The organism is Cupriavidus sp. OV096 (genome assembly GCF_900115455.1).
In the GTDB taxonomy this organism is placed as follows: Bacteria; Pseudomonadota; Gammaproteobacteria; order Burkholderiales; family Burkholderiaceae; genus Cupriavidus.
In genome coordinates, this window is the sequence record NZ_FOWM01000004.1 from 384,635 (window position 1) to 410,363 (window position 25,729).

Genomic DNA, 25,729 nt, shown 5'->3' on the forward strand with positions numbered 1-25,729 from the left:
GCCCGGCAGTCAAGCCGCCATCGCGCGGCGCTCCTCGTCGTCCAGCAGCGGGCCGTCGAGCGTCACCCGCGAATGGTCTGTGCGGAATTTCTGGATGACCGGCTTCAGTTCTTCCTTGACGTGCGCCTCGCTGTAGCCGTTGAACAGGTGCCCGATCAGGCCGCGGCGCAGGTCCGAGGTGCCCATGATGTAGTCCGCGATCGGGAACGTCAGGTTCATGTTGTACTTCATCATGATGCCCATGTTGTGATGGGCGGTATGGTGGCGCCGGATGGTGTTGACGAACGGCATGTTGCGCACGAACCAGTTGTCATGCACATGGCAGCAGTAGTGGAACGTCTCGTAGATCAGGTACTGCGCCACCATCGTGATGAAGACGAAGTAGCCGGCGTTGGCGTTGAAGATCAGGGACGCCAGATAGCCCAGCCCGCCGCCACCCACGCCGAGCGTCGCCAGTACGCGCCACGGGAAGAACACGATGCGGAACTCGCGCGTGGTATCGATCGTGGCTTCCTGGTCGGTGAAGTACTGGTGATGCTGACGCGTGTGGCGCTCGTAGATGGCGCGCAGCGCGAACACGTCGATCCGGCGGTGCATGACGTAGCGGTGCATGAACCATTCGACGAAATTCCCGGCCAGGAACACCGGCAGGATCAAAGTCCATTCCCATGTGACGCCGTGCAGGTGCTGGATGGCCCAGTACAGCGCGGCGATGCCCACGCCGTAGATCACGGTGATGTGCAGCACCCCGTTGTAAAGCGGGCTGATGTCGGCCTTGTACTGCTCCCTGAACTGGCGTTGGCGTTCAGTCATCATGATTGCATCTCCGGTAAAGTCCGCCGCACTAACATATCAGTTGGATATAAAAAGACGGCGATCCAAAAAATGCCCCTGTCGCACAGGGGCGCTGTCAGGGCGCGGCTCGCGGGCCGCGCGGCGAAATCGTTATTGAGAGACTTCCTCCAGTGCCCTGCCGCGTGTTTCGACGCCCAGCATCAGCACCATCGCGGCTGCCACGGCGAAGGACAGCGCTCCCAGCGTGAACACCCCGCCCTGCCCGGTCACCGGCAGCAGCACGCCAACCAGGTAGGGGCCCGCCAGCGAACCGATTCGGCCGATCGACGAGGCGAAGCCCGAGCCGGTGGCGCGAGAGCGCGTGGGATAGAGTTCCGGGGTGTAGGCGTAGAGCACTGACCACATGCCGAACAGGAAGAACTGCATGCACAGCCCGGCGGCAATGAGCTGCTCCACCGGCACCTTGTGCACCGCCGCCTGGCCATAGGCATACGCGGCGACGGCGCTGCCGAGCAGCATCAGCGCGCAGGTTGGCTTGCGGCCCCATTTCTCGAGCAGCCATGCCGAGAACATGAACCCGGGAATGCCCGCCAGCGAGATGTAGACCGTGTAGAGCACGGACTTCGTCACCGCATAGCCGGCCTGCTGGAGCAGCGCCCCGAGCCAGGTGGTCAGCCCGTAATAGCCGAGCAGCGCGAAGAACCAGACCGACCAGAGCATGATCGTGCGGCGCGCGTAGGGGCCTGACCAGAGTTCCATGAAGCGCGCCTTCCGGTTTGTCGGCTGCGGGCTCCGGTAGGTCGCCGCGACCGGCGGCAGGGCGCGGCCCCAGGCACGTTCCACACGCTGTTCGATGCCTGCCATCACGGCGTCGGCTTCGCGCTTGCGGCCCACATCTTCGAGCCAGCGCGGCGATTCGGGCACCATCCGACGCACCACGAATACAAATACGGCCGGCACGGCCAGTGCGATGAAGATCCCGCGCCAGCCGATCATCGGCAGCAGGAAGTACGTCATCGCGCCGGCGGCGATGAAGCCGATCGGCCAGAACCCTTCCAGGATGGCAACGTACTTGCCCCGGCTCTTGGCCGGCACGATTTCGGACACCATCGACAGGCCGATCGGGAACTCCATGCCCATGCCGAAGCCAAGCAGGACGCGGTAGAGCATCAACGTCGTCACGTTGTCCGCCAGCCCGCACATCAGGCTGCCCACGCCCCAGAAGATCATGCTGACCTGGAACACGGGCTTGCGGCCGAAGCGATCCGCCAGCAGGCCGGCGATGGCCGCGCCCAGGAACATGCCCAGGAAGCTTGAGCTGGCGAGCATGCCGGCCTGCGCGGCGGTCAGGCCGAACTCGGCCTTGATCGAACCGAGCACGAACGTCATGAGGCCGAGGTCCATCGAATCGAAAAACCACGCGGTGGCGATGATGCCGAACAACGAGCGCTGGTAGCCCGTCATTGGCAATCGTTCCAGCCGCGCCGCTACGCCGGCCTCCAGCCTGAGGGCGCCTGCTGACATATCCATGGTTGTCTCCTGTGTAGGTGAATCGCGCTCTTTGCCGGCGCGCTTTCGTAATATATTAGTTGGACATCGCTGATGTTCAAGTTATGGTTTACGGCATGCCGTGCGAAGCGGCAACGTTCGGTCCATCGGAAATGTCGTGCTATGCCGCGCGGCGCGGGGCCATGTGCGGGGCTTCGGCAGAGAGATCGCCGTGCCAGGCATGCTGGACGATGGCGGCATAGCGCGCCGGCACGTCCGGCACGGGAAACGCCTTGGCGAGGCGCGTCACGCCAAGGGCGTCCTTCACCAGCGCCGCCAGGTCGTCTTGCGCGATGCCGCACTGCTGCAGGGTTGTGGGGATGCCCAGATCACGGACCAGATCGCGCACCAGGACGGGGAGGCGCGCCACGGCCGAATCGGGGTCGGTGTCTTCGATCCCAAACAGCCGGGCCACGGCAAGCATCTCGTCACTGCGCACGTCGCGCAGGGCGTCGAGCACGTAAGGCAGCATCACTGCATTGGTCGTGCCGTGCGAGCGATGCGTCAGCCCGGCGACGGCATAGGCAATGCCATGCACCGCGTTCAGGCCGGCACTGCCATATGACAACGCGGCATAGAGGCTCGCTTGGCTCATGCCGATGCGCGCTTCGGTGTCGTCGCCGCGCTGGTAGCTGCGCAACAGATACCGGCTGCACAGCCGGATCGATTCATGCGCGAACAACATCGTCAGGGCATTGCGGCCGCTGTAGCCGGGGTCAGCGTCCCCGCCCCGGTCGAAACTGGCGGAGTCGAGCGTCAAGTATGACTCGACCGCGTGCGTCAGCGCATCGATGCCCGCATCGGCCGTGACGCGCGGCGGGCAGGTGTAGGTGAACTCGGGATCGATCAATGCCACGGCGGGCCTCAGCCGGTTGTCCATGACGGCAACTTTGGTGGCGTTCTCCGGATCGACGAGGATCGCCCCGGGCGTGGCCTCGGAGCCCGTGCCGGCGGTGGTGGGCAGCGCAATCATCGGCAGGATGGGGGTGGCGCTGTCGATCATGCCAATGAAATCCCGCACCGGGTTGCCGGCGGGGAGCGTCAGGCACAGCGCCTTGGCCAGATCGATATTGCTGCCGCCGCCGATGGCGATGACGTGATCGACAGGCACGCCGTCGAGCTGCGCGCGGAGGGCTGCCGTAGCGGTGTCGCAGAGCGTGGTCGTGGGATCCGGCAGCCCGCCGTCATAGATCAGCAGTTCCACGCCGTGCGCGCGTGCGGCAGCGACGAGTTCATCGACCCATGGCGTGGCAGAGGTGAAGAACGTATCCGTGACCAGCAGGCCACGGCGATAGCCGAGCCGCTGCAGCAGCGCCGGCAACTGCGCACGGCTGCCGGCGCCCATGATCAGGCGCGCTGGTGCGCAGAAATAGATCAGGTCCTCCACTCTCATGCTGTCTCCTGTGGGTATGTTCTGTGTCCCTGCGCTGCCGGCGGCATGGGCCATTGCTGGCGCAGATACGCGGCGATGGCGTCGGTCCGCTCGGTCAGCACGCTGTGGCCGGCGCCCTGCAGGACGAGCAACTCGGCGCGTGGGATCCCGTCGGCCAGCATCGCGCCGTGACTGAGCGGGCAGTCGGCGTCCTCGCTGCCATGGATGACAAGCGCCGGGCACGCGATGTGGGCCAACTCGCCACGCTGATCCGTCCGCCGGATGGCGTTCCAGGTCCACGCCACGGTGCGATGGTCGGCTGCCTCGCGCAGCCCGAGCCGTTGCTCGCGTGCCGCGATGGCTGCCAGCAGCGCATCCGGTGACGATGGGGTGAACCACGCCACTGCGTCGAGGTGCGGCGTGCCCGAGACCAGCAGCAGTTCGGTGGGCAACGGCCAGGCGGTCATCGTGCGCGCCTGTGCCAGATACGCCAGCGCCACCGAGACCCCCATGCTCCATCCAGCCAGCACGAACGGCCCGTCGACATGGGTGTCAATCGCCCGGCTCAACACGCGGGCGTAGGCGTCCAGCGAGCAGTCGCGCTCGCTGATGGGCGAACTTGCCCGCCCTCGCCCGGGCAGGTTCGGCAGGATGAACGTGCACTGATCGGCCAACTGGTGTGCCAGCGACAGCCAGGCGCCCCGCGTGCCCTGAATACCATGTACGGCGACCACGGTAATCGGCCCCTTCCCCACGACAACGACATCCTCGTTCGCCATGCCGCCTCCGGTACACATCTAATATATTAGGAGGATAGTAGCAGAAAGCCGACGGGAAGCAAGGGCGAAATCCACCGTGTACAGAAGATGCGTACGACTCATATACAATGGGTTTTCCGTGCATCCTGACCTCGGCCATGACCTCAAAACCCGCCACGCGCGCCCGTTCCGCGCCAGTACAAGAGCCTGAAGAGACCCCAGGCCAGCGCGGCAAGCTGACCGACATGGCGTACGAGCAGGTGGAAGAAGCGATCGTGACGATGAAGCTGGCGCCGGGCAGCTCGGTGTCGGAGTTGCAGCTCAGCGAGATGACGGGAATCGGCCGCACGCCGATCCGGGAGGCGATCCAGCGCCTGGCGCGCGAACACCTGATCATGGTGCTGCCGCAGCGCGGCCTGCTGATCGCGCCAATGGACGTGGCCAAGCAGCTTCGCCTGTTGGAGGCGCGCCGCGAAGTGGAACGACTGATCTGCCGCTGCGCCGCACGCCGCGCCACGGCCGAGCAGCGCGATCACTTCAAGCGCCTGGCGAAAGAATTCGAGCAGTCAACCCGTAGCGGCGACGACGTCGCCTTTGTGCGCGCGGACCGGGAGTTCAACGAACTATGTCTGGTTGCCGCCCGTAACGAGTTTGCCGAAGGGTCGATGCGGCTGATGCACGGTTTGTCGCGCCGCTTCTGGTATCTCCACTACAAGGAGGCGGCGGACCTGCCAACGATGTCGAAGCTGCACGCCACCGTGGCCTCGGCGATTGCGCGCGGCGATGTCGATGGCGCCGGCGAGGCGCTCGATGCGCTGCTGGACAACATCGAGGAATTTACGCGCGCGACGGTGCTGGGGGACCATCGATAGCGCCCCCCGTAGCGAAAGCCTGACTCAGAACGGTGCCGTCATCAGCCCGTAGAGCGTCCGCACGCCGTTGACATAATTCCCGAGACGAAGATTCTCGTTCGCGGCATGCTGGTTGTTATCGGCGTTGACGAGCGGGACGATCACGAACGGCACTTTCAGTACATTCACGATTTCCGCCGTCGGCACGGTGCCACCCATCATGCGGATGCGGACGGGCTCCGGGCTCGTGCCGAAGGTGCCGGTGATGCCCTGGTACGCCCATTTCGCGACCGGAGAGTCCATCGGCGAGCCCGCCGCATCCGCCCCTTCGCTCTGGTAGGAGAAGCTCGCCAGCTTGTCGTAGCGCGCGCGTTCCTCGTCGGTCGGCGAGCCCTTCACAAGGTGGTAGCCCTGCTTGACGATGTACTGCTCGATCAGCTTGCCGAGGTACGCGGCATCGGAGTCCGGCGTGGTACGCAGATCCAGTTCGGCCTCGGCCTTGTCCGGCACGATATTGGCGACCTTGTCACCGACCGCGGCGGCGGCCATGCCGCGCACGTTCAGCGACGGGTATTGCAGCGCCTCCTGATAATTGGCACCGACTTTCTCCGCTTGGGCGATGCCAATACGGGTCTTCAGCGCCTTCTCGTCGTCAGGCACGGCAGCCATGATCTTGCGCTCGGCATCGCCGAGACGGACCTTGGCGTAATAGCCCGGAATGGTGACGCGACCGCTCTCGTCCTTCATCGAACCCAGCAGGCTCGCGAGCCGAAGCGCCGGGTTCGGCGCGTAGTTGCCGTAGTGACCGCTGTGCAATGGCGCCTTCGGACCGAACACGGTGATCTTCGCCTTCGCTGCCCCGCGGTTGCCGAAGATCAGTGTGGGGCGATTGGTAGCGTGCATGGGCCCGTCGTGGATGATCATGCCGTCGCAGGCCAGCAGGTCGCGATGGGCCTGCATCACCTTGCCGATGGAGGGCGAACCCTTCTCCTCTTCGCTGTCCAGGATCACCTTGATATTGACAGCGGGCTGCGTGCCGGCCGCCTTCATCGCATCGATGGCCGCCAGCAGCATCATGATCGGCCCCTTGTCGTCGGACGAGGAACGGCCGAAGACGCGCCACTCCGGGTCCACCGCCCCCGAGAACAGGTTGGCGACGTCGATCTCCTCCCAATCGCCATTGGCGCCCTTCTTCTTCAGCACAGGATTCCACGGACTCTTCTGGGCCCATTGGGAAGGGATGACCGGCTGGCCGTCCAGGTGCATATAGAACAGGACGGTCTTGCGCGACGCCTGCTTGCCCGGATACTCCGCGAACAACATCGGCTTGCCGTCATTGTCCAGCGGCTGGGTCGTGAAGCCACGCTTGCGGAATGCCTGCTCGAGCCACGCCACGTTGCGCCGGATATCTTCGGGCGCCACCGAATCATTCGGGATGCTCAGCAGGTCCAGATATTCGCGGTAGCTCGCCTGCGCCTGCTGCTGCGCGGCTTCGGGTGCCAGGGTGGCCGCGTGTGCTGTGAGATTGGACAGGCTGGACAGGCTGATGGCAGCCGCGCAGAGAGTGAGGCGGAGGGTCAGGCAGGGGGCGAAGGCGTTTCTCATCTTGTCCTTTTGGATTTTTTTGAGGAGGGGTACCGTACTGCTTGGCTTGGATTCTACGCCGTAGCCCCCTAGGCCGCCGCCGTCATCTTGAAGATGCCCTGCGCGTTCCCGGCGTCAAACCCGAGGTCCACCTTGCGGCGGGCCTCGGCTTCGTCCTCGAAGCTGTCCCGCGTGATGAACTCATAGAACGAGCCCGGCACCTGGCGCGTCACCGTCTCGCCGTCAGCGCCCACGAACTCGCGCGTCACCGGGTCGGCGCGGAAGGCGGTTTGCTTGACGCGGCCGCTGCCGGAGACCTCGACCTTTTCCTTCATCGGACGGCCCAGGGCCTTCTGGGCGTCCGCCAGGGCGAAGACGTCGGCCACGCGGTCGGTGGCGTGGTTGAAGGCGTTGCCTTCGGTGGAGATCCACGCCATTTCGGCCGATTCCTGGAGCAGGGTCTCGTAGTCTTCCAGACGCGGCGCCGGGTGCTGGCGGGCGAAGCAGCGGGCTAGCAGGCCGACCAGTTCGGCACCATCCGCCACGGCCAGCAGGCCGTCGCGTTCGAGTTGCCATAGCAGCGTCTGGGCGCGCGGGGTCAGCGGATCGATGGAGGCTTCGGTCACGCGGGTCACGGCGGCGCGGAAGGCGTCGCCGTAGCGCTCGCGCTCCGGGTGGAACTCGCTCAGGAAGAACTGGGCGATCTGCTCGGGGGCGTCGGCATGGGCGTACGAGCGGCCGGTCATGCCGATGCGGTCCAGCGGATAGGTACCGTTCAGCACGTAGCCGAGCGGGCGCAGGATGCGCGTGAAGGCAGCCTCGCCCTCGGGCAGCGCGCCGCTCGCCCACTTCACCGTGCGCAGCGCGCCGTGGTCGAAGGTGACCTTGCCGCCGGCCCGGGCCACGTCGTCCGTGTAGGCGCGGCCGGTGGGCACGCGGTCCAGGATGTCGCCGAACAGCACGACGTTGAGCGCCTGGGCGATCTCGGCGCGCGTGGCGCGGCCCTCGATATCGGCCGGCAGCCCTTCGGGCATGGTGACCAGGGTCAGCAGGTGGGCGGCGCGGGCCGCGCCCAGGTTGGCATTGAGCAGCTTGGCAATGTTCGAATTCATGGGGACGTGGTCACGGTGGGGTTGCGCCGCAGCATAGCGGCAGCGCCGGGCGGGTCACAAGCGACGAATGCTCACAACGTTGTGCGCCGCGCGCACGATGTCCGCGTCGCTATACTCTCCCCCTGCCGCCCCACCCTGCCCCCGCCCGCCATGAGAAAGGACATCCCCAACCTGAACGCGCTGCTCGCGTTCGAGGCCGCCGCCCGGCTGGGCAGCTTCACCCGTGCCGCCGACGAACTCGCGCTCACCCAGAGCGCCGTCGGCCGGCAGGTAGCGCTGCTCGAGCAGCGGCTCGGCGTGGCGCTGTTCACCCGGGTGCGGCGCCGGCTGGAGTTGACCGAAACCGGGCGAGAGTACGCGGCGCGCGTGCGGCGCCATCTGGACCATATCGAACGGGACACCCAGGAGATCAGCGCCGGCCGCACCCAGGGCTACACGCTGGAGTTGGCCGTGGTGCCGACCTTCGCCACGCAATGGCTGATTCCCCGCCTGCCGGATTTCGCCCGGCTGCACCCCGAGATCACGGTCAACCTGAGCGCCCGCTCCCAGCCCTTCTCGTTCCAGGATTGCGCCTACGACGCGGCGATCTACTTCGGCGACCAGTTCTGGCCGGGCACGCGCGGCGGGGTGATTTTCCGGGAAGGCGGCATGGTGCCGGTGTGCAGCCCCGCCTTTCGGGCGGCCCATGCGCTGGCCGATGCCGAGGGCTTCGCCCACTGCCGCCATCTGCACCTGAGCACGCGCCCGCAGGCGTGGCGCGACTGGTACGCGGTGCAGGGCTGGGACTACAGCGTGGCGGCGGCGCGCGGGCCGCGCTATGAGCTGTTTACGATGATGACGGCCGCCGCGGCGGCCGGGCTGGGCATCGGGCTGGCGCCGCGCCTGCTGATCGAGCGCGAACTGGAGACCGGCCAGCTGGTGATTCCGGTGGAACGGGTGCTCGACGTGAGCCAGGGCTACTACTTCGCCTATCCGGAGGACGGCCCCCACGCGCCCGCGCTGGATGCCTTCCGCGACTGGGTGCTGGGCCTCTCGCCGGACGCGGCGCGCGAGCCCTGAACCGTCCTGACCGCCCGGACCCGGCTGCGGCTAACCCAGCCGGCTGGCCAGCGCTGCCAGTGCGGTGTCGAAGCCGCGCAGCAGGGCCGTGGTCGGCTTGTCGGCAGGCTGGCGCCGGGCAAGGGCCCGGGCCACGCTGGCGGCGATGCCGGCGCGCTGGGCCCCTATATATATTAGGCAGCGCGCCCGGGCATCCGCCCCATTGGCGGCCAGCACGGCCAGTACGGGGGCCAGCGACAGCGTGCGCTGGCCGTCCGGCGGGATCGCGGCGAGGTCGCCGCGCGGACCCAGCAATTCCGGCAGCAACAGGCGAAACACCGCGTCGCCCCAGTCGCGCTTGTCCTCGGCCTCGGCGTCACGGCGGCGGGCCAGCGCGGCGCGATAGCCGGCATCCACCACCTCACGCGCCTGCACCAGCGGGCGGGACGCCCCCACAGTGATGCAATCAGCACCCAGATACTGCGCGCCACCGGGCTGCTTGGCGGCCAGTGCCACCTGTTGCAGGCCGTCGGGCACCCAGGCGTCGAGCGGGACCATCGCGCAGGTGGCGGGCCGGTCGGCGTGGATCGCGCAGCGGTTGTCGTCGGCCAGCGCCGGGCAGCGGCCAGCCGAGGGATAGTCGATGGCCTGCGTCATCAGGACCAGATATTCCCCGCCGGGCAGCGCATGGCCCTGCCGGCGGGCGATGGCGTGGAACTGCGCGACGTCTTCCTCCCCCACCTCCACCACCCGTCCCGCCACGGCATGGCGCGTGCCGGCCACCGGCGGGCGGATGCGCCGCAGCGCCAGCGCGCCGATAAAGCGGTCGGCATGGCGGAACAGCTCCGGCAGGCTCATCAGCGGTGGCGAGTTGCAACATTTGCCGCAGGCCGTGCAGTCGAACGACAGCGTGGCGCCCTCTACCATGGCCGGCGCACGGAATCGTTGAATCGGGCCAGGATGAAGGTCTTGACAGCCGGGGCGTGGAGCGCGGCCACCGTGGCCCCGGCCCACCCCGCCCCACAGTCCGCAGCGCGCACGGCCAGCACATTGGCCCAGGGCACGCGGGCGTCTTCCATGCCGATGGCGTCGCGCGCCGGGGCGAGGTTGGCGCTGGCCGCCGTCGCATAGGGCATGGCCACCAGCGCGCTCGTGCGCAGCGCGCCGGGCAGCCGCGCGGCCGGCAGCGTGTGCCAGCGCAGCTTGCGCGGGTTATCGACGATGTCTTTCGGGCGCGGCGTGAGCCCCGCCGCCGAATCGAGCCGCACCAGCCCATAGCGTTGCAGCAGCAGCAAGGCCCGCCCCTGCCCGGCGCGGTCCGCCGGCAGCGCCACCACGCCGCCCACCGGCACCTCGCGCAGCGCGGCGAGTTGCTGCGCGTACAGGCCCATCGGATAAGTCACCGTGTAGCCGGCGGCGCAGACCTGCGGGTTGGCGGCCACCACCTGGGCGTCCTGCGCCACGGAGCCGTCGATCTGGCCGGCGGCCAGCGCGGCGGCGGCCTTGCCGGCATCGGCAAACGCCACGGCTTCGAGCCGCACGCCTTGAGCGAGGCCGGCGGGCGCCGCTGCCTCGATCAGCGCGCGGTCGGTGTCCGTCGCCACGCCAAGGCGGACCACGCGCGGGGCATCGTCCGCCCGGGCGGTGACGGCGATCATCGCCAGCAATATGGAGAGGGCGAATCGCCCCAAGCGGTCAGCCATCGCGCAGCACCGTACGGAACCCGATGTGCGAGGTCGGCAGGTCACGCTCGGCGGGTTCCCGGGCCGAGGCGCGGTAGCGGACGCAGAAATCCGGCGCGCACAGGAACGAGCCGCCCTTGATCACGGCGGTGCGGGCGTCGCGCCGCTGGCGCGAGGTGGCCGCCGCCACCGCCGCCGTGTCGCCGTTGGCGTGCGACTGGCGCGGGCCGGTGTACGGGTCGGCGGTCCATTCCCAGGCATTGGCGATCATGTCGTGCAGCCCCCACGCGTTGGCCGCGTAGCAGCCGACCGGCGCCAGCCCGTCGAAACCATCCTGCGAGGTGTTGAGCACCGGGAACACGCCTTGCCAGTAGTTGGCGGTGGGCGTGCCGTCCGGGGTCTTCGGCGCGGTTTCCAGGCCGGCGCCGTCCTGCCCGGCCTTGGCGGCGAACTCCCATTCGTCCTCGGTGGGCAGGTCGCGGCCGAGCCATTGCGCGTAGGCGCGCGCATCGGCCTGCGTGACCAGCGTCACCGGCTGGTTGTCCTTGCCGGCGACGTCGGTGGCCGGCCCGCCCGGATGCCGCCAGTCCGCGCCGCGCACCATCGACCACCACGCGTACGGGCGCTGCTGGAGTTCGGCATCGCTCGGCTTGTGGAAGACCACGGCCTCGCCGGCACGCTCGGCGTCCGTGACGTAGCCGGTGGCCTGCACGAAGGCGGCGAACTGGGCGTTGGTGACTTCGGTGCGATCGATCCAGTAGGCGCCCACGCGCGCCGTGCCGGCGGGACGCTCGTCCGGGTAGCCGAGCGTGGTGCCGGGTACGAAGCTGCCGCCGCGCACGTGGACCATGCCGGCGGTGCGCTCCCGGCGCCAGCCGTCCGGCAGGCCGGCGTAGGTCTGGCACTGGCGCGCGCTGCCGAGCGGCGAGGCGGTAGTCCCGGTGATGGCCGGCACCGCGCGCACGCCGACCGTGACGGCCAGCCCCGCAGCGAAGGCCAAGCCGGCGACCGCCGCCAGCGGCCGGGATGCAATACGCATGGTCGCCGCCGCCTCAGTAGATCATGCCCGGCACCTTCGGCAATACCGCGCCGACCGCCTTTGCATAATCGTTCCACTTGGCCTTGAGGTCCGCCAGCACGTCCGGACGCTGGGCGGCGAGGTCGTTGGTCTCGCCACGGTCCGCGCGGATGTCGTAGAGCGTCCACTCGCCATGGGCCGGGCCGAACGGCGGCTCGATCCACGTGGCCTTCCAGTTGTCGCTATAGACATAGGTGCGGCCGTACAGCTCCTCGGCGAAGGTGGTACGTGCCGGTGCCGTGGCCTTGCCCTGCAGCGTGGCCACCAGCGACAGCCCGCTGATCGGGTAGACATTGCGCCCGTCGTACACGACCTTGCCGGCGTTGCGGTTCACGCCCTTGGCGTCGTACAGCGGCGCGGCCGGCGTGCTGGGCGCGGCGATGCCGGCGAGCTCCAGGAAGGTGGGCGCCAGGTCCACCACGTGGGTGAAGGCGTTGAGTTGCGGCGACTGCGCCGCAGGCACCGCGCCCGGCAGCTTGACGATGGTCGGCACCGAATGCCCGCCCTCGGCCGGGAACGACTTCCAGAGCCGGAACGGCGTGGCGCTGACTTCCGCCCAGCGCTGGCCGTAGTCGAGATTGCTGCTGCCCGTGTAGGCGGTGGTGCCCAGCGTCGGGTAGACCGCCGCCGCCGCGTTCTTGGCGTCGTAGTTCTGGTCGTAGTTGCCGCTGAACTCGTAGTAGCTGGCTTCCGGGCCGTTGTCGGACTGGAACACGATCAGCGTGTTCTCGTACTCGCCGATGTCCTTGAGGTGGGCCACCAGCCGGCCGACGTTGTCGTCGAGGTTCTCGACCATCGCCGCGAAGATCTCCATGTAGCGGGCCTGGGCGCGCTTCTCGTCGGCGGTGAGGCTATCCCACTTCTTGTTGGCGTTCATCACGCGGGTATCCACCCCGCCCTGCGCCGCGCTGTTCGTCGAACTGACGTAGTTGGCCTGCGCCGTGCCCCAGTTGGCGGTGCGCGGGGTGACGGCCACCGTCTCGTCCCGGCCCGGGTTCGGCGTGAAGTCCGCCGGAATCAGCCCGAGCGCCTTCTGGCGCGCCAGCCGCGCCGCACGGATCGGCTCGTAGCCAGCGTCGTAGACGCCCTTGTACCGGTCGATATAGGCCGCCGGGGCCTGCAGCGGCGAGTGCGGCGCCTGGTAGGTCAGGTAGGCGAAGAACGGCTTGCCGTCCGCGTTCTTGCCGGTGCTGGAATCGATGTACTTGATGATCGTGGACGTGTAGAAGTCCGAAGAGAAGAAGTTGGTGGTGTTCGGCGTGACGTAGTGGTCGTCCTCCACATAGGCCGTGCTGCCGTTGCGGCCGTAGTGGTCGCCGCCGCCGCCCAGCAGCGCGTAGCTCTTCTCGAAGCCCCACGAGACCGGCGTCTGCCCCGGCGAGCTGGCGCCCACCGCCGCGCCCTGGTTGGTGGCGTTGGGCAGACCGCTGCCCAGGTGCCACTTGCCGGCCATATAGGTGTGGTAGCCGCCGTCCTTGAGCAGCTGGGCGATGGAGAGCGCGCGGTCGTTCAGGTAGCCCTCGTAGCCGGGCACCGGCTTGCCGTTTTCGTCGATGTAGTTGACATCGCTGGTGGCCATGGTGCCCTCGCCCACCAGGTGGTGGTCGGTGCCGGAGATGATCATCGAGCGCGTGACCGCGCAGACCGCCGCCGTGTGGTGGTTGGCCAGGATGCGGCCCTGCTTCACCAGCGCGTCGAGGTTGGGCGTGCGGATCTCGCTGCCGAAGGCGCCGAGGTCCGAATAGCCGAGGTCATCGGCCATGATGAAAATGATGTTCGGCTTCTTCTGGACCGTGGGCGGCGGCGTGGTGGCCACCGGGGTCTGGGCGGCGCTGTCGCCGTCGCTGCCGCAGCCAGCCGCCAGGGTGGCCAGGGCCAGCGCGGCCAGGCAGGCGGCCGATCGGCGGAACTGCGGGAACCGGCTGACGGGGGTTCGGGGAGCTGCTGTTCTTGTTGTCATGCGCGTCGCTCGTTTTTGACGGGAAGGAGCGCCATCCTAAGAAAGCGTTCCCCGCGCCCGAACGAATTGTTTCGCATAAGCTTCATCGGCCCGGCCGATATATGGATCTGCGTTCCAGATCAATGCCGCCGCGGCGCCGGCTATCCTGTATAACGAACGCGTGGGTATAAGCGGTCGATTGGACACCAGCGGCGCAACGCCGCCCCGTTCAACTGGAGATTGCTCACTGACGGAGTCGTTCGTCAGTGGCGCCATGCATCCAGCCGCACCCGCCCCCTGACACGACTCCCGCAAGCGGCATGACCAGCGTCCCCGAACGCCGGCATGCACGTCTTCCACCTGAGTCATCGTTAGGGGATCTCAATGATCATCGACACCAGTTGCTATCCGACGAACCTGGTCGACCTGGCCTGGCGGCATGACGGCGACCCGTTCACGGGCGAACGCCTGATCCGCATGATGGACGGTCCGTTCACCATCAACGGCAAGCCGCGCCGCATCGACAAGGCCTTCATCCAGCCGCCCCAGGGCAACACCATCTACACGTACACCGACGGCGAGCGCAGCGGCGCGGAGTCCATCGACATGTACATGGGCTACACGCGCGAGATGGTGGAGAAGTACCCGGAGCGCTTCATCGGCTGCTACGTCTACAACCCGCGCTGCGGCGTGGAGAACGGCGTGAACGCGATGGAGCACTACGTGAAGCGGCTCGGCTTCAAGATGGTCCAGTTCCAGGCCAACATGCACGCCTACCGGCCCGACCGCGCGCTGGACTGGCTGCGCCCGGCGCTGCAGAAGTGCGCCGAGCTGGGCGTGCTGGTCAAGCTGCACACCGGCGACGGCCCGTACAGCATTCCCACCGAGTGGGTGCCGATGATGAAGGAGTTCCCGACCGTGAACTTCATCATGGCCCACTTTGGCGTGCAGACCGGCGGGGTGTACTGCTTCGAGCCGTTCCAGATGGCCATGGACATGCCGAACGTGTATTGCGAGTCCGGCTGGTGCCTGCAGTCGCGCATCGTCGAGTTCGCCAAGGTGCTGCCGAAGCACAAGATCCTGTTCGGCTCCGATACCCCGCCCAACGAGCCCGGCATGTGGCTGCGCCTGCTGGAGGTGCTCTGCTTCGAGCCGCCGCAGGGCCTGAACCTGGACGAGGACACGCTCGAGGACTACCTCGGCAACAACGTCGCCCGCATGATCGGCCTGGAACCCACGCCCGTGCCGCGCACGCTCGAGGAAGCCCGCGCCCGCCTGGCCGCCTGATTCCGCACCCGGAGCCACACATGATTATCGATACCCACCTGCACCCGACCAACCTCGTCGACGAAGCCTGGCGCCACACCGGCGAGCCCTTCACCGGCGAGCGCCTGCTCAAGATGATGGACGGCCCCTACATGATCAACGGCAAGCCGCGCCGCATCGACATGGGCTTTATCCAGCCGCCGCCGGGCAACACCGGCTACCGCGACGGCAACCGCCGCGGCCGCGAAGGCATCCGCGACTACATGGCCTACGTGGCCAGCCTGTGCCAGAAGTACCCGGACCGCTTCATCGGCAACTTCACCTTCAACCCGCGCTGGGGCCCGGAGGAAGGCGCGCAGGAGCTGGAGTTCCACATCAAGGAATACGGCTTCAAGATGCTGAAGCTGCACGCCAACATGCACGGCTACCGGCCGGACCGCGCGCTGGACTGGCTGCGCCCGGCGATGAAGGTCTGCGCCAAGTACAACATCGTGGTGCTGATCCATACCGGCGATGGCCCGTACACGATTCCGACGATGTTCTACCCGGTGATCCGCGAGTTCCCCATGGTCAATTTCATCATCGGGCACTTCGGCATCCAGACCGGCGGCAACTACTCGTTCGAGGCGTTCTGGATGGCGATGGACACGCCGAACGTGTATTGCGAGTCCGGCTGGTGCTTCCAGTCGCGCATTGTCGAGTTCGCCCGGCAGCTGCCGCGCAACAAGATCGTGTTCGGCACGGATACGCCGCCCAACGAGCCCGGCATGTGGCTGCGCGAGCTGGAAATGCTGTGCGGGCCCGCCCCGCAGGGCATGGACCTGGACGAGGACGGGCTGGAGGGCTACATGGGCAACAACATCGCCCGGCTGGTCGGCATCGAGCCGACCGCGCCGCCCAAGACCCAGGAGGAAGCGCAGGCGCGGCTCAAGGACACTTACGCCAGCACGCGCTGACGTCGCCCTGACCCTCGCTCGATCCTGACATCCGTCTGGTCACGCGCGGGCCGCCCTCCCCGGCCCCGCCCGCGCGCGGCAACGGACTCCCGATGGTTGTACCAGGCTGTACCCAAGCGGAGCCATGCCATGACTGCCTCAACGACATCATCCTCGCCATCTTCGGCGGGGTTCGATGACACCTCGCAGGACTTCCACACCTTCCTGGCCGCGTACCGCGCGGCGTATCCCGACGACGTCCTGACCGTGCGCGAGCCCGTGGCCGCCGACCAGGACCCGACCGCGCTGGTCTGGGCACTGGCCGCGCAGAACCGCCATCCGGCCATCGTGTTCGAGAACGTGGCGGGCCTCGCCACGCCGCTGGTCACCAACCTGTTCGCCTCGCGCGAGCGCGTGGGGCGCATGCTCGGCGGGGTCTCGCCGGCCGGCATCCATGCCGAGTACCAAGCGCGCAGCCGCCGCATGCAGCCGCCGCGCGTGCTGCCGAGCGGCGCGGTGACGGACATCGTGCAGGAGCAGGTCGATCTGTCGACGATTCCCGCGATCCGGCACTTCGCCACGGACCGGGGTCCGTACATCACCAATGCCATCCTGATTGCCGAAGACCCCGAGACCGGCATCGGCAACGCCAGCTATCACCGGTCGATGCTGCACTCGCCCACGGAGATCGCCACCAGCCTGCATTCGCGCGGGCACCTGTGGCGCATGCTCCAGCGCGCCACGGAGGCTGGCAGGCCGCTGCCGGTGGCGATGGTGGTCGGCGCCCATCCGCTGTTCATGCTGGCCGGTGCGGCGCGCCTGCCCTATGGCGTGGACGAGCGCCACGTGGCCGGCGGGCTGTTCGGTGCGCCGCTTGAGGTGGTACGGACGCCGCGTTATGGCATCGCCGTGCCCGCGCATGCCGAGATCGTGCTGGAGGGGGTGATCGACCCGTCGGCGCGCGTCGAGGAAGGGCCGTTCGGCGAGTTCACCGGCTATTCGTCCGATCGCTCCACCAACAACCTGCTGCACGTGGAGACGGTGATGCGCCGCCGCGATGCCTGGCTGGTCGATGTGGTCGGCGGCAATTCGGCCGAGCACCTGAACCTCGGACGCATTCCGCGCGAGTCGGAGATGGTGGAGAAGCTGCGCGAGCGCTTTCCCGGTATCACGGCGGTGCACTACCCGAGTTCCGGCACGCACTTCCACGCCTACGTGGCGCTGCGCCAGTCGCGCCCCGGCGAGGCGCGGCAGGTCATGCTCGGCCTGCTCGGCTGGGACCCGTACCTGAAGACCGTGGTCGCCGTGGACGAGGATGTGGACATCACGCGCGACGAGGAGGTGCTGTGGGCCATCGCCACGCACCTGCAGCCGCATCTGGATGTAGTGGTGGTGGACGGCCTGCCCGGCAGCGCGCTCGACCCCTCGGCGTCCGGCGTGGGCACCACCTCGCGCATGGGGCTGGACGCCACGCGCGGCCCGGCCTTCGACGGCATCCGTGCCCGCATCGACCCCGCCGCCATGGCTCGCGCCACGGCACTGCTGGCGCGGCTCGATACGGGAAAACACTGACCCGCCGCCGTACCCCCCACCAGCCCCTAGATAGCGCGCCGTAGGGGCAGATTGATCGGCTTTGCCGATCGATTCATCCGTGGCGCCTGTTTACCCACTGACCGGTGGCTGGCATGCTGCCCCGATAACGACAACGCAGGTGGCGGAAGACGTGGCACAGACCACGGGGGGCGGCTACAGCGACTCCCTTCCGACCCATCATGCGGCGACCGGCCTGGAAGACCAAGGAGACAGCATGACCCCCCACCACGCCCCCCACGGGAAACCGCCCGTGCATCCGGTCGATGAAGTCCTGCCCCCGCTGCGCCTGGCCGCGCTCGGGCTGCAACACGTGCTCGTGATGTACGCGGGCGCCATTGCCGTGCCGCTGATCATCGGCGGCGCGCTGAAGCTGCCCAAGGACCAGATTGCCTTCCTGATTGCCGCCGACCTGTTCTGCTGCGGGCTGGTGACGATGATCCAGAGCATCGGCATCTGGAAGATCGGCATCCGCCTGCCGGTGATGATGGGCGTCACTTTCACCGCCATCGCGCCGATCATCGCCACCGGCTCCAACCCCGCGCTCGGCCTGCCCGCCGTATTCGGCGCGGTGATGGTGGCCGGCGTGTTCACCTACGTGGCAGCGCCCTACGTCAGCCGGCTGATCCGCTGGTTCCCGCCCGTGGTCACCGGCACCGTGGTGCTTATCATCGGCATCTCGCTGATGCGGGTGGGCATCAACTGGGCAGCGGGCGGCAACCCGACGATTGCCAGCCCGACCGGCCCGGTGCCGAATCCGGCCTACGGCCTGCCCGCCAACCTCGGCATCGCGGCGGCGGTGCTGCTGACCGTACTGGTCATGATCGCCTTCTTCAAGGGCTTCCTGTGCAATATCGCGGTGCTGATTGGCATCACGGTGGGCTTTGTCATCGCGCTGTCGATGGGCAAGGTCAGCTTCGCGGGCGTGCACACGGCGCACTGGGTGGAGCTGATCACGCCGTTCCACTTCGGCTGGCCGACTTTCGACGCCATGACCTCGGTCACGCTGTGCGTGGTGATGGTGGTGATCATGATCGAGGGCGTGGGGCAGTTCCTGGCGCTCGGGGAGATCGTGGAGCGGCCCGTCACGCCGGACGACCTGGCACGGGGGCTGCGCGCCGATGGCGTGGGCGCGCTGGTCGGGGCGGTGTTCAACACCTTCACCTATACCTCCTACGCCCAGAACGTGGGGCTGGTGCAGGTGACCGGCGTGCGTAGCCGCTGGGTGTGCGCCACGGCGGGCGGCATGCTGATCGTGCTGGGCTGCCTGCCGAAGCTGGCGTTCTTCGCGGCGTCGATCCCGCAGTACGTGCTGGGCGGGGCGGCGCTGGTGATGTTCGGCATGGTGGCGGCCACCGGCGTGCGCATCCTCGGCCATGTGGATTTTGTCGAGAACAAGAAGAACGCCTATATCGTGGCGGTCAGCATCGCCATGGGGATGATCCCGCTGGTGGCGGACAAGTTCTTCGTGCAGCTGCCGGAACTGGTGGCCAAGTTCTGCCAGAACGGCATCCTGCTCGGCACGCTCTGCGCGGTGCTGCTGAACCTGCTGTTCAACGCCCGGGGGATCGCCGGGGCGCCGGAGATGATGGCGAAGAAGATCGCCTGATCGGACTTACGCGCCCTACTCGCCCAGTTCCTTCTTGTGCTTCATCAGCAGGTCGCGGAAGGACTGGGCGGGCGGCGAAAGCGAGCGGTCCGCATGCACCAGCAGGGAGATGTCACGGTGGATGGCCGGGTCGCGCGGCGCCACCGTGACCAGCCCCAGCGCTGACGTCAGGCGCGTCACCGCCGTGCTCATCACGGCGATGCCGAGCCCCGCATCGACCATGCCGACCATCGTCAGCGGCAGGAAGACCTCGTGCACGCGGGACAGCGTGATCCCGCGCGCCGCCAGTGCCGCATCGAGGCAATCGCGGATCGGGTTGCCTCGGTGCGGGCCGATCACCGGGAGCTTCGCCACATCCTCCCAGGTCAGTTCCCGGCGCCGCGCCAGCGGGTGATGCGGCGGCATCACGATCACGAAGGCATCCGACGAGAGACGGTGCGCGGTCAGGTCCGGCTGGCCCTCCGGAATCGTGCCGATACCGAAATCGACCTCGCCCGAGCTGACCATGCGCGGCACCTCGTGCTCGGACACATCGTGCAACTCCACCTTCACGCCCGGATGCCCAACGCAGAACTCGCGGATAAAGCGCGGCAGCATCAGCGCCGCCTGGATCGACGACGCCGCAATCGACACCCGCCCCCGGCCCAGCGAGCGCAGTTCGTTGGAGTTTTCCAGCACGCTGTCGATGTCGGCCACGGCCTTCTTGACCATCGGCAGCAATTCGGCGCCGGCCTGGGTGATCTGCATGAGCCGCGTGTGGCGGTCGAACAGCTTGAGGCCGAGGTTGCCTTCCAGTTCGTGGATCAGGGCGCTGACTGACGACTGCGAGAGGTTGAGCTTCTCCGCCGCGCGCGTGAAATGCAGTTCCTCGGCAACGGCGATAAAGGCGCGCAGTTGCCGCAGCGAAACGTTCATGTTGCTGAGGTTGGCCATGTCTCCCCCGTGCTTTCTGTTGAAGCGTGGTGTGGTGGTCGATTCAGAGCGTAACACGATCAATAAATCCGGTTATGGGTATTTACCGATGATCGTGCGCCAACCATCATGGTTTCACCGACACGCCGCCCCACAGGAGCCACGATGAGAGCGTTTGAATATCTCGAACCTGCCACGCTTGCCGAAGCGTCCGCGCTGCTGCACCGCTGCGGCGGGCGCGCCAGCGTGCTGGCGGGCGGCACCGACCTGCTCGTGCAGATCAAGGAGTCGCACCGCCAGCCCGCGCAGGTCATCAACATCAAGAAGATCCCGGGGATGGACGTGCTGACGTTCGATGCCGTGGAGGGCCTGCGCATCGGTGCGCTGGTCACCACGCGGGAGGTCGAGACCTCGGACATCGCCCGGCGCCACTACGCCAGCCTGGCCCGCGCCGTGACCGACTTCGCCTCGATCCAGGTGCGCAACCGCGCCACGGTGGTGGGCAATGTCTGCCGCGCGTCGCCATCGGCCGACACGCTCGCGCCGCTGATTGCCGACCGTGCGCAGGTGCACCTCTACGGCCTGTCCGGCTCGCGCTCGATGCCGGTGGAATCCTTTGTCACCGGCGCCGGCAAGACCGCGCTGGCCGCCGACGAACTGGTCTCGCGCCTGACCGTGCCGGCGCCCCGGCCCCACACCGGCAAGGCCTACCTCAAGCATGGTCGGCGCGTGCAGATGGAGCTGGCCACGGTGGGCGTGGCGGTGTCGATCACGGTGGAGCGCGGGCAGTGCCTCGACGTCGGCATCGTGCTGGCGGCGGTGGGCCCCACGCCGATCCGCGCCGTCCACGCCGAAGCCATGCTGCGCGGCCGCCCCGTCTCGGCCGGGCTGGTCCTCCAGGCCGCGCACGCGGCCATGGAAGACGCCCGCCCGATCAGCGACGTGCGCGCCAGCGCCGATTACCGCCGCGAGATGGTGGGCGTACTGACGCGCCGTGCCATCGAACTGGCCCTGCAGGAAACGGAGACCCACTGATGCGCCAACTCATCGCACTCACCATCAACGGCGAGCCCCGCGAACTCGCGGTGGAGCCGCACAGCACGCTGCTCGACGCCCTGCGTTATGACGCCGGTCTCACCGGCACCAAGAAGGGCTGCGACGTGGGCGAATGCGGCTCCTGCACGGTCCTGATGGACGGCAAGCCGACCAACGCCTGCCTGGTGCTGGCGCCCGAGGCGCACGGCTGCACGCTGGTCACGATCGAGGGCATCCAGCCCGACCCCGACACCGTGCACCCGGTGCAGGACCAGTTCATGCGCTGCGGCGCGGCCCAGTGCGGCTTCTGCACGCCGGGCTTCGTGGTCATGGCCAAGGCGCTGCTGGAGGAGAACCCCCAGCCCACGCGCGAGGAAATCCGCTTCGCCATCGCCGGCAACATCTGCCGCTGCACCGGCTACACCAAGATCATCGAGGCCATCGAGCAGACCGCCGAAGCCCTGCGCCATGCACCGGAGGCCACGCGATGACCCACGCCGTGATCGGACACAGCGTCAAGCGCACGGACCTGCTCGACAAGGTCACCGGCAACGCGAAGTACGTCGCCGATATGCCGCTCGCCGGCCTGCTCCACGCCAAGATGAAGCGCAGCAACATCGCCCATGCGCGCATCCGCCGCATCGACGCCTCGGCCGCGCTGGCGCTGCCCGGCGTGAAGGCCGTGCTGACGCACGAGAACGTGCCGCGCGTGCTGCATGCCGGCTCGCCGCACCCGCGCTCGGCCTCGGTCACCTGCGACCAGTACATCCTCGACGACAAGGTGCGCTACTGGGGCGAAGGCGTGGCCGTCGTGGCCGCCATCAGCGAGGAGATTGCTGCGCGCGCCGTCGAGCTGATCGAGGTCGAGTACGAGCCGCTGCCCGCCGTGTTCACCGTGGACGATGCCGCCGCGCCCGGCGCACCGCTGATCCACGACCGCGAGCCTGGCGGCAACCTCGTGCTGCCACCGGTGCGGATCGAGCGTGGCGATGTGGACAAGGGTTTCGCCACGGCCGACTTCATCCTCGAAGGCGTCTACGAGGGCGGCCGCCCCACCCCGGCCTACATGGAACCGAACGTGCTGACCTGCAAATGGGACGGCAACGGCAACCTGACCGTGTGGATCTCCACGCAGACCGCCTTCATGGTGCGCGGGATCATGGCCGAGGTGCTGGGCCTGCCGCTGCACAAGGTGCGCGTGCTGGTGGATCACATGGGCGGCGGCTTCGGCGCCAAGCAGGACCTGTTCCAGAGCGAGTTCCTGTGCGCGCTGCTGGCCCGCGAGACGCGCCGCCCGGTGCGCATGGAATACACACGCGAGGAGACCTTCCTCGGCGGCCGGACGCGCCACCCGGCGCGGGTCTGGCTGCGCCAGGGCTTCCGCAACGACGGCACGATCACCGCGCGCGAGGCCAAGGTGGTGTTCAACTCGGGCGCCTATGGCTCGCACGGGCCCGGCGTGACCAACGTCGGCACCGCGGCGATGGTCTCGCTCTACCGCTGCGAGAACGTGCGACTGGAGGGGCGGTGCGTCTACACCAACAGCCCCATCGCCGGCGCGTTCCGGGGCTACGGCGTGGTGCAGACCTACTACGCGCTCGATATCCAGATGGATGAGGCCGCCGCCCACCTCGGCCTGGACCCTGCGGAACTGAAGCTGCGCAACGCGGTGCGCGAGGGCGATATCGCACCGTCCAACCATCCGCTGATCGGCCACGGGCTGGAAGCCTGCATCCGCAAGGGCATCGAGGCCACCGGCTGGGCGCAGCGGCGCGCGGAGACGCGCCAGCAGCAGGGCGTGATCCGACGCGGCTGGGGCGTGGGCTGCGAGATGCACGGCAGCAGCGCCTACCCCGGCATCAAGGAGCAGGGCAACGCCATCATCAAGATGAACGAGGATGGCACCGTGGTGCTGCTGACCGGCGCCGCCGGGCTCGGCACCGGCGCGCACACTGCGCTGGCGCAGATCGTGGCGGAGGAGTTGTGCATCCCCTTCGATTGCGTGAGCGTGGTCCATGGCGATACGGACGTGGTGCCGTGGGACATCGGCGCCTTCGCCAGCCACACCACCTATATGGTCGGGCGCGCGGCGCAGATGGCCGCTGGCGAGATCAAGACGCAGTTGTTGGCCCGTGCTGCCGCACAGATGGAGACCACGCCGGAGCAGCTCGACATCGCCAACGGCGTGATTGCCGTACGCGACCGCCCCGGCCCCACGCTGACCGTGCGCGAGGCGGTCATGCCGCGCAAGGGCCTGCCCGCTGCGCAGTTCGTCGGCACCGCTACCTATCACCCGACGAAGTCGTACTCGTTCGCCGCGCATTTCGTGGAAGTGGAGGTCGATACCGAGACCGGCTTCATCACCGTGGCGCAGGTGGTGCCCGTTCACGACATCGGCAAGGTCATCCACCCAGTGGCGGCGGCGGGCCAGATCGAGGGCGGCATCCAGCAGGGCATCGGCCATACGCTGTACGAGGACTACCAGATCGACATGCAGACCGGGCGCTCGCTCAATGCCAACTTCGTGGACTACAAGATGCCGCTGGCGATGGACATGCCGCCGATCCACACGATCCTGCTGGAAGCCGCGCCGGACCCGGGCGGGCCGTTCGGTGCCAAGGGAGTGGGCGAGGACCCGATCGTCGCCATCGGCCCGGCCATCGCCAACGCGGTGTACGACGCCATCGGGGTGCGCTTCCGCCACTACCCGATCCGGCCCGAGCAGGTGCTGCAAGCCCTGGCTGCCAAAGCTGGGGAGGCCCGGCCATGAGCGCCCCGCGCCGGCTCGTCGTGGCCATCACCGGGGCCAGCGGCGCGGCCTACGGCGTGCGGCTGCTCCAGGCGCTTGGCACGGCGGAGGGCTGGGAGACGCATCTGGTCTGCTCGCCGTCCGGGCTGCTGACGATCCATCACGAACTCGGCATGCAGCGGCCCGAGGTGGAGCGGCTGGCGGATGTGGTGCACAACGTGCGCGATATCGGCGCGACCGTGGCGAGCGGCTCATTCCGCTGCGACGGCATGGTGGTGGCGCCCTGCTCGATGCGCACGCTGGCCGCCATCGCCACCGGTGTGGCGGACAACCTCGTCACCCGCGCGGCGGACGTGATGCTCAAGGAGCGCCGCCGGCTGGTGCTGCTGGCGCGCGAGACGCCGCTGCACCTCGTCCACCTGCGCAACATGACCACGGTGACCGAGATGGGCGCCATCGTCATGCCGCCCGTGCCGGCGTTCTACGCCCATCCGCAGAGCGTGGACGACATCGTCGGCCATACCGTGGGCCGTGTGCTGGACCTGTTCGGCGTGGAGCACGCGGGGCTGGTCTCGCGCTGGCGCGGCATGCGCGCCACGCTCGCCGCCGTGCATTCCGACTTTCCCACCCAGGAGACATCATGACCTTCCCGCAAGCCACGCCCGTGCCCGTGACCATCCTTACCGGCTTTCTCGGCGCCGGCAAGACCACGCTGCTCAACCACATCCTCACGCAGAAGCACGGCCACCGCATCGCGGTGATCGAGAACGAGTTCGGGGAGGTGGATGTCGATTCGGACCTGGTGATGACCTCCGACGAGGAGATCTACCAGATGACCAACGGCTGCATCTGCTGCGTGGTGGACGTGCGGACCGACCTCGTGCGGATTCTCCAGAAGCTGCTGGCCCAGCCGGAGCGCTTCGACCATATCCTCGTGGAAACCAGCGGGCTGGCCGACCCCACGCCGGTGGCGGCAACCTTCTTCATGGACAACGACGTGGCGAAGCAGGTGACGCTCGACGGCATCCTGACGCTGGTGGACGCGGTGCACATCGAGTCGCACCTGGATGACCCACAGCTGTCCGGCTTCGACAACCAGGCGGTCGACCAGATCGTGGCGGCGGACCGCCTCATCCTGAACAAGTCCGATCTGGTTAGCGCCGAACGGCTCGACGCACTGGCGGCGCGACTCCATCACCTGAACGAGGGCGCACAGATCCTGCGCTCGAACCACGCCCAGGTGGATCTGTCGCGCATCCTCGGCATCGGCGGCTTCACGCCCGGCGTGGCCACGCTGCCGGCGGACGACCTGCACGCGGGGCACGACCATGACCACGATCACGATCATGTGTGCGACGAGACCTGCGAGCACGGCCACGCTGACGACGACGCCCACGCCCATCGCCATGATCCGTCGGTGACGTCCGTCTCGCTGCTGTTCGACACCCCGTTCGACCGCCAGCGCCTGGAACACGCGCTCAAGGCCCTGCTGGCCGCGCAGGGCGACGATGTCTTCCGCATGAAGGGCATCGTCGCCGTGCAGGACGACGACCGCCGCCACGTGCTGCAAGCCGTGCACCGGCTGATGGACTTCCATCCGGCCGACCCGTGGGACGCGCGCCCACGCGAGAGCAAGTTCGTCTTCATCGGCCGCAACCTCGACCGCGCACGGCTCCAGACGCTGCTGCGCGTCTGTCAGCCCGCGCAGCTGGCGGCCTGATTGGTAGTTTGATATCGCTCTGGGACCCGTCTGCCGGACAGTCGGGTGTTTGCCGGTGCAGCGCGGCTTACGCCGCCTGCACCGTTTTTTTGGGGGCATCAGGCGCCATCGTCGATGGGTGCCCTGCGGTAATATCCTGCGCTGCCTTTTCAGCCT

Annotated in this window: 22 protein-coding genes; 11 read left to right on the plus strand and 11 right to left on the minus strand. The window is 67.9% G+C overall.

Annotated features, from left to right (window positions below; genetic code table 11):
- Positions 1-9 precede the first annotated feature (9 nt).
- The 4 genes from BM115_RS11955 to BM115_RS11970 form a co-directional block, all read right to left on the minus strand.
- The gene (locus BM115_RS11955) at positions 10-816 is read right to left on the minus strand and encodes a fatty acid hydroxylase (protein ID WP_092293946.1); all 807 of its coding nucleotides are present in this window, start codon (positions 814-816) and stop codon (positions 10-12) included.
- A 129-nt stretch (positions 817-945) separates the two neighbouring features.
- Positions 946-2,325 (minus strand): MFS transporter, encoded by a 1,380-nt coding sequence (locus tag BM115_RS11960; protein WP_092293948.1) that lies wholly within the window; start codon positions 2,323-2,325, stop codon positions 946-948.
- Between the two features lie 139 nt (positions 2,326-2,464).
- Positions 2,465-3,736 carry an iron-containing alcohol dehydrogenase gene (locus tag BM115_RS11965; protein ID WP_092293950.1) on the minus strand — a complete coding sequence of 424 codons (1,272 nt, stop codon included), beginning with the start codon at positions 3,734-3,736 and terminating at the stop codon, positions 2,465-2,467.
- Complete coding sequence (locus tag BM115_RS11970) at positions 3,733-4,449, minus strand: alpha/beta fold hydrolase (protein ID WP_255370785.1); 717 nt, start codon at positions 4,447-4,449, stop codon at positions 3,733-3,735. Before BM115_RS11970 ends, BM115_RS11965 begins: the two co-directional genes overlap by 4 nt.
- Positions 4,450-4,631: 182 nt before the next feature.
- Here BM115_RS11970 and BM115_RS11975 point away from each other — a divergent pair, with 182 nt between their 5' ends.
- A complete protein-coding gene (locus tag BM115_RS11975) occupies positions 4,632-5,345 on the plus strand; it encodes a GntR family transcriptional regulator (protein WP_092294381.1) in 714 nt (237 codons plus the stop codon).
- Between the two features lie 24 nt (positions 5,346-5,369).
- On the opposite strand, the gene BM115_RS11980 is transcribed toward BM115_RS11975, so the two are convergent.
- A complete protein-coding gene (locus tag BM115_RS11980; RefSeq protein ID WP_092293953.1) occupies positions 5,370-6,929 on the minus strand; it encodes a M20/M25/M40 family metallo-hydrolase in 1,560 nt (519 codons plus the stop codon).
- 68 nt (positions 6,930-6,997) lie between these two features.
- The gene (locus tag BM115_RS11985) at positions 6,998-8,020 is read right to left on the minus strand and encodes a DUF1338 domain-containing protein (protein ID WP_092293955.1); all 1,023 of its coding nucleotides are present in this window, start codon (positions 8,018-8,020) and stop codon (positions 6,998-7,000) included.
- A gap of 150 nt (positions 8,021-8,170) precedes the next feature.
- On the opposite strand from BM115_RS11985, the gene BM115_RS11990 reads away from it, so the two are divergent.
- Positions 8,171-9,079 (plus strand): LysR substrate-binding domain-containing protein, encoded by a 909-nt coding sequence (locus BM115_RS11990; RefSeq protein WP_092293957.1) that lies wholly within the window; start codon positions 8,171-8,173, stop codon positions 9,077-9,079.
- A gap of 30 nt (positions 9,080-9,109) precedes the next feature.
- On the opposite strand, the gene BM115_RS11995 is transcribed toward BM115_RS11990, so the two are convergent.
- From BM115_RS11995 to BM115_RS12010, 4 genes are read right to left on the minus strand one after another with little or no spacing between them, the layout of a single operon-like run.
- Positions 9,110-9,985: a YkgJ family cysteine cluster protein gene (locus BM115_RS11995; protein WP_092293959.1), complete on the minus strand. Its 876-nt coding sequence runs from the start codon at positions 9,983-9,985 to the stop codon at positions 9,110-9,112.
- Positions 9,979-10,761 carry a MetQ/NlpA family ABC transporter substrate-binding protein gene (locus tag BM115_RS12000; protein ID WP_092293961.1) on the minus strand — a complete coding sequence of 261 codons (783 nt, stop codon included), beginning with the start codon at positions 10,759-10,761 and terminating at the stop codon, positions 9,979-9,981. The genes BM115_RS11995 and BM115_RS12000 overlap by 7 nt, the downstream gene beginning before the upstream one ends.
- A complete protein-coding gene (locus BM115_RS12005; RefSeq protein ID WP_092293963.1) occupies positions 10,754-11,779 on the minus strand; it encodes a formylglycine-generating enzyme family protein in 1,026 nt (341 codons plus the stop codon). The genes BM115_RS12000 and BM115_RS12005 overlap by 8 nt, the downstream gene beginning before the upstream one ends.
- Before the next feature lie 13 nt (positions 11,780-11,792).
- Positions 11,793-13,778: an arylsulfatase gene (locus BM115_RS12010; RefSeq protein ID WP_092293965.1), complete on the minus strand. Its 1,986-nt coding sequence runs from the start codon at positions 13,776-13,778 to the stop codon at positions 11,793-11,795.
- A gap of 363 nt (positions 13,779-14,141) precedes the next feature.
- On the opposite strand from BM115_RS12010, the gene BM115_RS12015 reads away from it, so the two are divergent.
- The 4 genes from BM115_RS12015 to BM115_RS12030 all read left to right on the plus strand — a co-directional run bounded on the left by BM115_RS12015 (position 14,142) and on the right by BM115_RS12030 (position 19,157).
- The gene (locus tag BM115_RS12015) at positions 14,142-15,044 is read left to right on the plus strand and encodes an amidohydrolase family protein (protein WP_092293967.1); all 903 of its coding nucleotides are present in this window, start codon (positions 14,142-14,144) and stop codon (positions 15,042-15,044) included.
- Positions 15,045-15,064: 20 nt separating this feature from the next.
- The gene (locus BM115_RS12020; RefSeq protein WP_092293969.1) at positions 15,065-15,979 is read left to right on the plus strand and encodes an amidohydrolase family protein; all 915 of its coding nucleotides are present in this window, start codon (positions 15,065-15,067) and stop codon (positions 15,977-15,979) included.
- 129 nt (positions 15,980-16,108) lie between these two features.
- Positions 16,109-17,530 carry a UbiD family decarboxylase gene (locus BM115_RS12025; RefSeq protein ID WP_092293971.1) on the plus strand — a complete coding sequence of 474 codons (1,422 nt, stop codon included), beginning with the start codon at positions 16,109-16,111 and terminating at the stop codon, positions 17,528-17,530.
- Between the two features lie 235 nt (positions 17,531-17,765).
- On the plus strand, positions 17,766-19,157 hold the full coding sequence (locus BM115_RS12030) for a nucleobase:cation symporter-2 family protein (RefSeq protein WP_092293972.1): 1,392 nt from the start codon (positions 17,766-17,768) through the stop codon (positions 19,155-19,157).
- 15 nt (positions 19,158-19,172) lie between these two features.
- On the opposite strand, the gene BM115_RS12035 is transcribed toward BM115_RS12030, so the two are convergent.
- The gene (locus tag BM115_RS12035) at positions 19,173-20,090 is read right to left on the minus strand and encodes a LysR family transcriptional regulator (RefSeq protein ID WP_092293974.1); all 918 of its coding nucleotides are present in this window, start codon (positions 20,088-20,090) and stop codon (positions 19,173-19,175) included.
- Between the two features lie 144 nt (positions 20,091-20,234).
- Here BM115_RS12035 and BM115_RS12040 point away from each other — a divergent pair, with 144 nt between their 5' ends.
- Genes BM115_RS12040 through BM115_RS12060 form a run of 5 tightly spaced genes read left to right on the plus strand, consistent with a single transcriptional unit; the run spans position 20,235 to position 25,573 of the window.
- The gene (locus BM115_RS12040) at positions 20,235-21,104 is read left to right on the plus strand and encodes an FAD binding domain-containing protein (protein WP_092293976.1); all 870 of its coding nucleotides are present in this window, start codon (positions 20,235-20,237) and stop codon (positions 21,102-21,104) included.
- The gene (locus BM115_RS12045; protein ID WP_092293978.1) at positions 21,104-21,595 is read left to right on the plus strand and encodes a (2Fe-2S)-binding protein; all 492 of its coding nucleotides are present in this window, start codon (positions 21,104-21,106) and stop codon (positions 21,593-21,595) included. The genes BM115_RS12040 and BM115_RS12045 overlap by 1 nt, the downstream gene beginning before the upstream one ends.
- Positions 21,592-23,874: a xanthine dehydrogenase family protein molybdopterin-binding subunit gene (locus tag BM115_RS12050; protein ID WP_092293980.1), complete on the plus strand. Its 2,283-nt coding sequence runs from the start codon at positions 21,592-21,594 to the stop codon at positions 23,872-23,874. Before BM115_RS12045 ends, BM115_RS12050 begins: the two co-directional genes overlap by 4 nt.
- Positions 23,871-24,497, plus strand: coding sequence for a UbiX family flavin prenyltransferase (locus tag BM115_RS12055; protein ID WP_092293982.1), 627 nt, complete (start codon positions 23,871-23,873; stop codon positions 24,495-24,497). The genes BM115_RS12050 and BM115_RS12055 overlap by 4 nt, the downstream gene beginning before the upstream one ends.
- On the plus strand, positions 24,494-25,573 hold the full coding sequence (locus BM115_RS12060; protein WP_092293984.1) for a CobW family GTP-binding protein: 1,080 nt from the start codon (positions 24,494-24,496) through the stop codon (positions 25,571-25,573). Before BM115_RS12055 ends, BM115_RS12060 begins: the two co-directional genes overlap by 4 nt.
- Positions 25,574-25,729 lie beyond the last annotated feature (156 nt).

Bases quoted from the DNA above. Each gene is read 5' to 3' on its own strand.
- BM115_RS11955 (WP_092293946.1), bottom strand. From the start codon at position 816: ATGATGACTGAACGCCAACGCCAGTTCAGGGAGCAGTACAAGGCCGAC.
- BM115_RS11960 (WP_092293948.1), bottom strand. From the start codon at position 2,325: ATGGATATGTCAGCAGGCGCCCTCAGGCTGGAGGCCGGCGTAGCGGCG.
- BM115_RS11965 (WP_092293950.1), bottom strand. From the start codon at position 3,736: ATGAGAGTGGAGGACCTGATCTATTTCTGCGCACCAGCGCGCCTGATC.
- BM115_RS11975 (WP_092294381.1), top strand. From the start codon at position 4,632: ATGACCTCAAAACCCGCCACGCGCGCCCGTTCCGCGCCAGTACAAGAG.
- BM115_RS11980 (WP_092293953.1), bottom strand. From the start codon at position 6,929: ATGAGAAACGCCTTCGCCCCCTGCCTGACCCTCCGCCTCACTCTCTGC.
- BM115_RS11985 (WP_092293955.1), bottom strand. From the start codon at position 8,020: ATGAATTCGAACATTGCCAAGCTGCTCAATGCCAACCTGGGCGCGGCC.
- BM115_RS11990 (WP_092293957.1), top strand. From the start codon at position 8,171: ATGAGAAAGGACATCCCCAACCTGAACGCGCTGCTCGCGTTCGAGGCC.
- BM115_RS11995 (WP_092293959.1), bottom strand. From the start codon at position 9,985: ATGGTAGAGGGCGCCACGCTGTCGTTCGACTGCACGGCCTGCGGCAAA.
- BM115_RS12000 (WP_092293961.1), bottom strand. From the start codon at position 10,761: ATGGCTGACCGCTTGGGGCGATTCGCCCTCTCCATATTGCTGGCGATG.
- BM115_RS12005 (WP_092293963.1), bottom strand. From the start codon at position 11,779: ATGCGTATTGCATCCCGGCCGCTGGCGGCGGTCGCCGGCTTGGCCTTC.
- BM115_RS12010 (WP_092293965.1), bottom strand. From the start codon at position 13,778: ATGACAACAAGAACAGCAGCTCCCCGAACCCCCGTCAGCCGGTTCCCG.
- BM115_RS12015 (WP_092293967.1), top strand. From the start codon at position 14,142: ATGATCATCGACACCAGTTGCTATCCGACGAACCTGGTCGACCTGGCC.
- BM115_RS12020 (WP_092293969.1), top strand. From the start codon at position 15,065: ATGATTATCGATACCCACCTGCACCCGACCAACCTCGTCGACGAAGCC.
- BM115_RS12025 (WP_092293971.1), top strand. From the start codon at position 16,109: ATGACTGCCTCAACGACATCATCCTCGCCATCTTCGGCGGGGTTCGAT.
- BM115_RS12030 (WP_092293972.1), top strand. From the start codon at position 17,766: ATGACCCCCCACCACGCCCCCCACGGGAAACCGCCCGTGCATCCGGTC.
- BM115_RS12035 (WP_092293974.1), bottom strand. From the start codon at position 20,090: ATGGCCAACCTCAGCAACATGAACGTTTCGCTGCGGCAACTGCGCGCC.
- BM115_RS12040 (WP_092293976.1), top strand. From the start codon at position 20,235: ATGAGAGCGTTTGAATATCTCGAACCTGCCACGCTTGCCGAAGCGTCC.
- BM115_RS12045 (WP_092293978.1), top strand. From the start codon at position 21,104: ATGCGCCAACTCATCGCACTCACCATCAACGGCGAGCCCCGCGAACTC.
- BM115_RS12050 (WP_092293980.1), top strand. From the start codon at position 21,592: ATGACCCACGCCGTGATCGGACACAGCGTCAAGCGCACGGACCTGCTC.
- BM115_RS12055 (WP_092293982.1), top strand. From the start codon at position 23,871: ATGAGCGCCCCGCGCCGGCTCGTCGTGGCCATCACCGGGGCCAGCGGC.
- BM115_RS12060 (WP_092293984.1), top strand. From the start codon at position 24,494: ATGACCTTCCCGCAAGCCACGCCCGTGCCCGTGACCATCCTTACCGGC.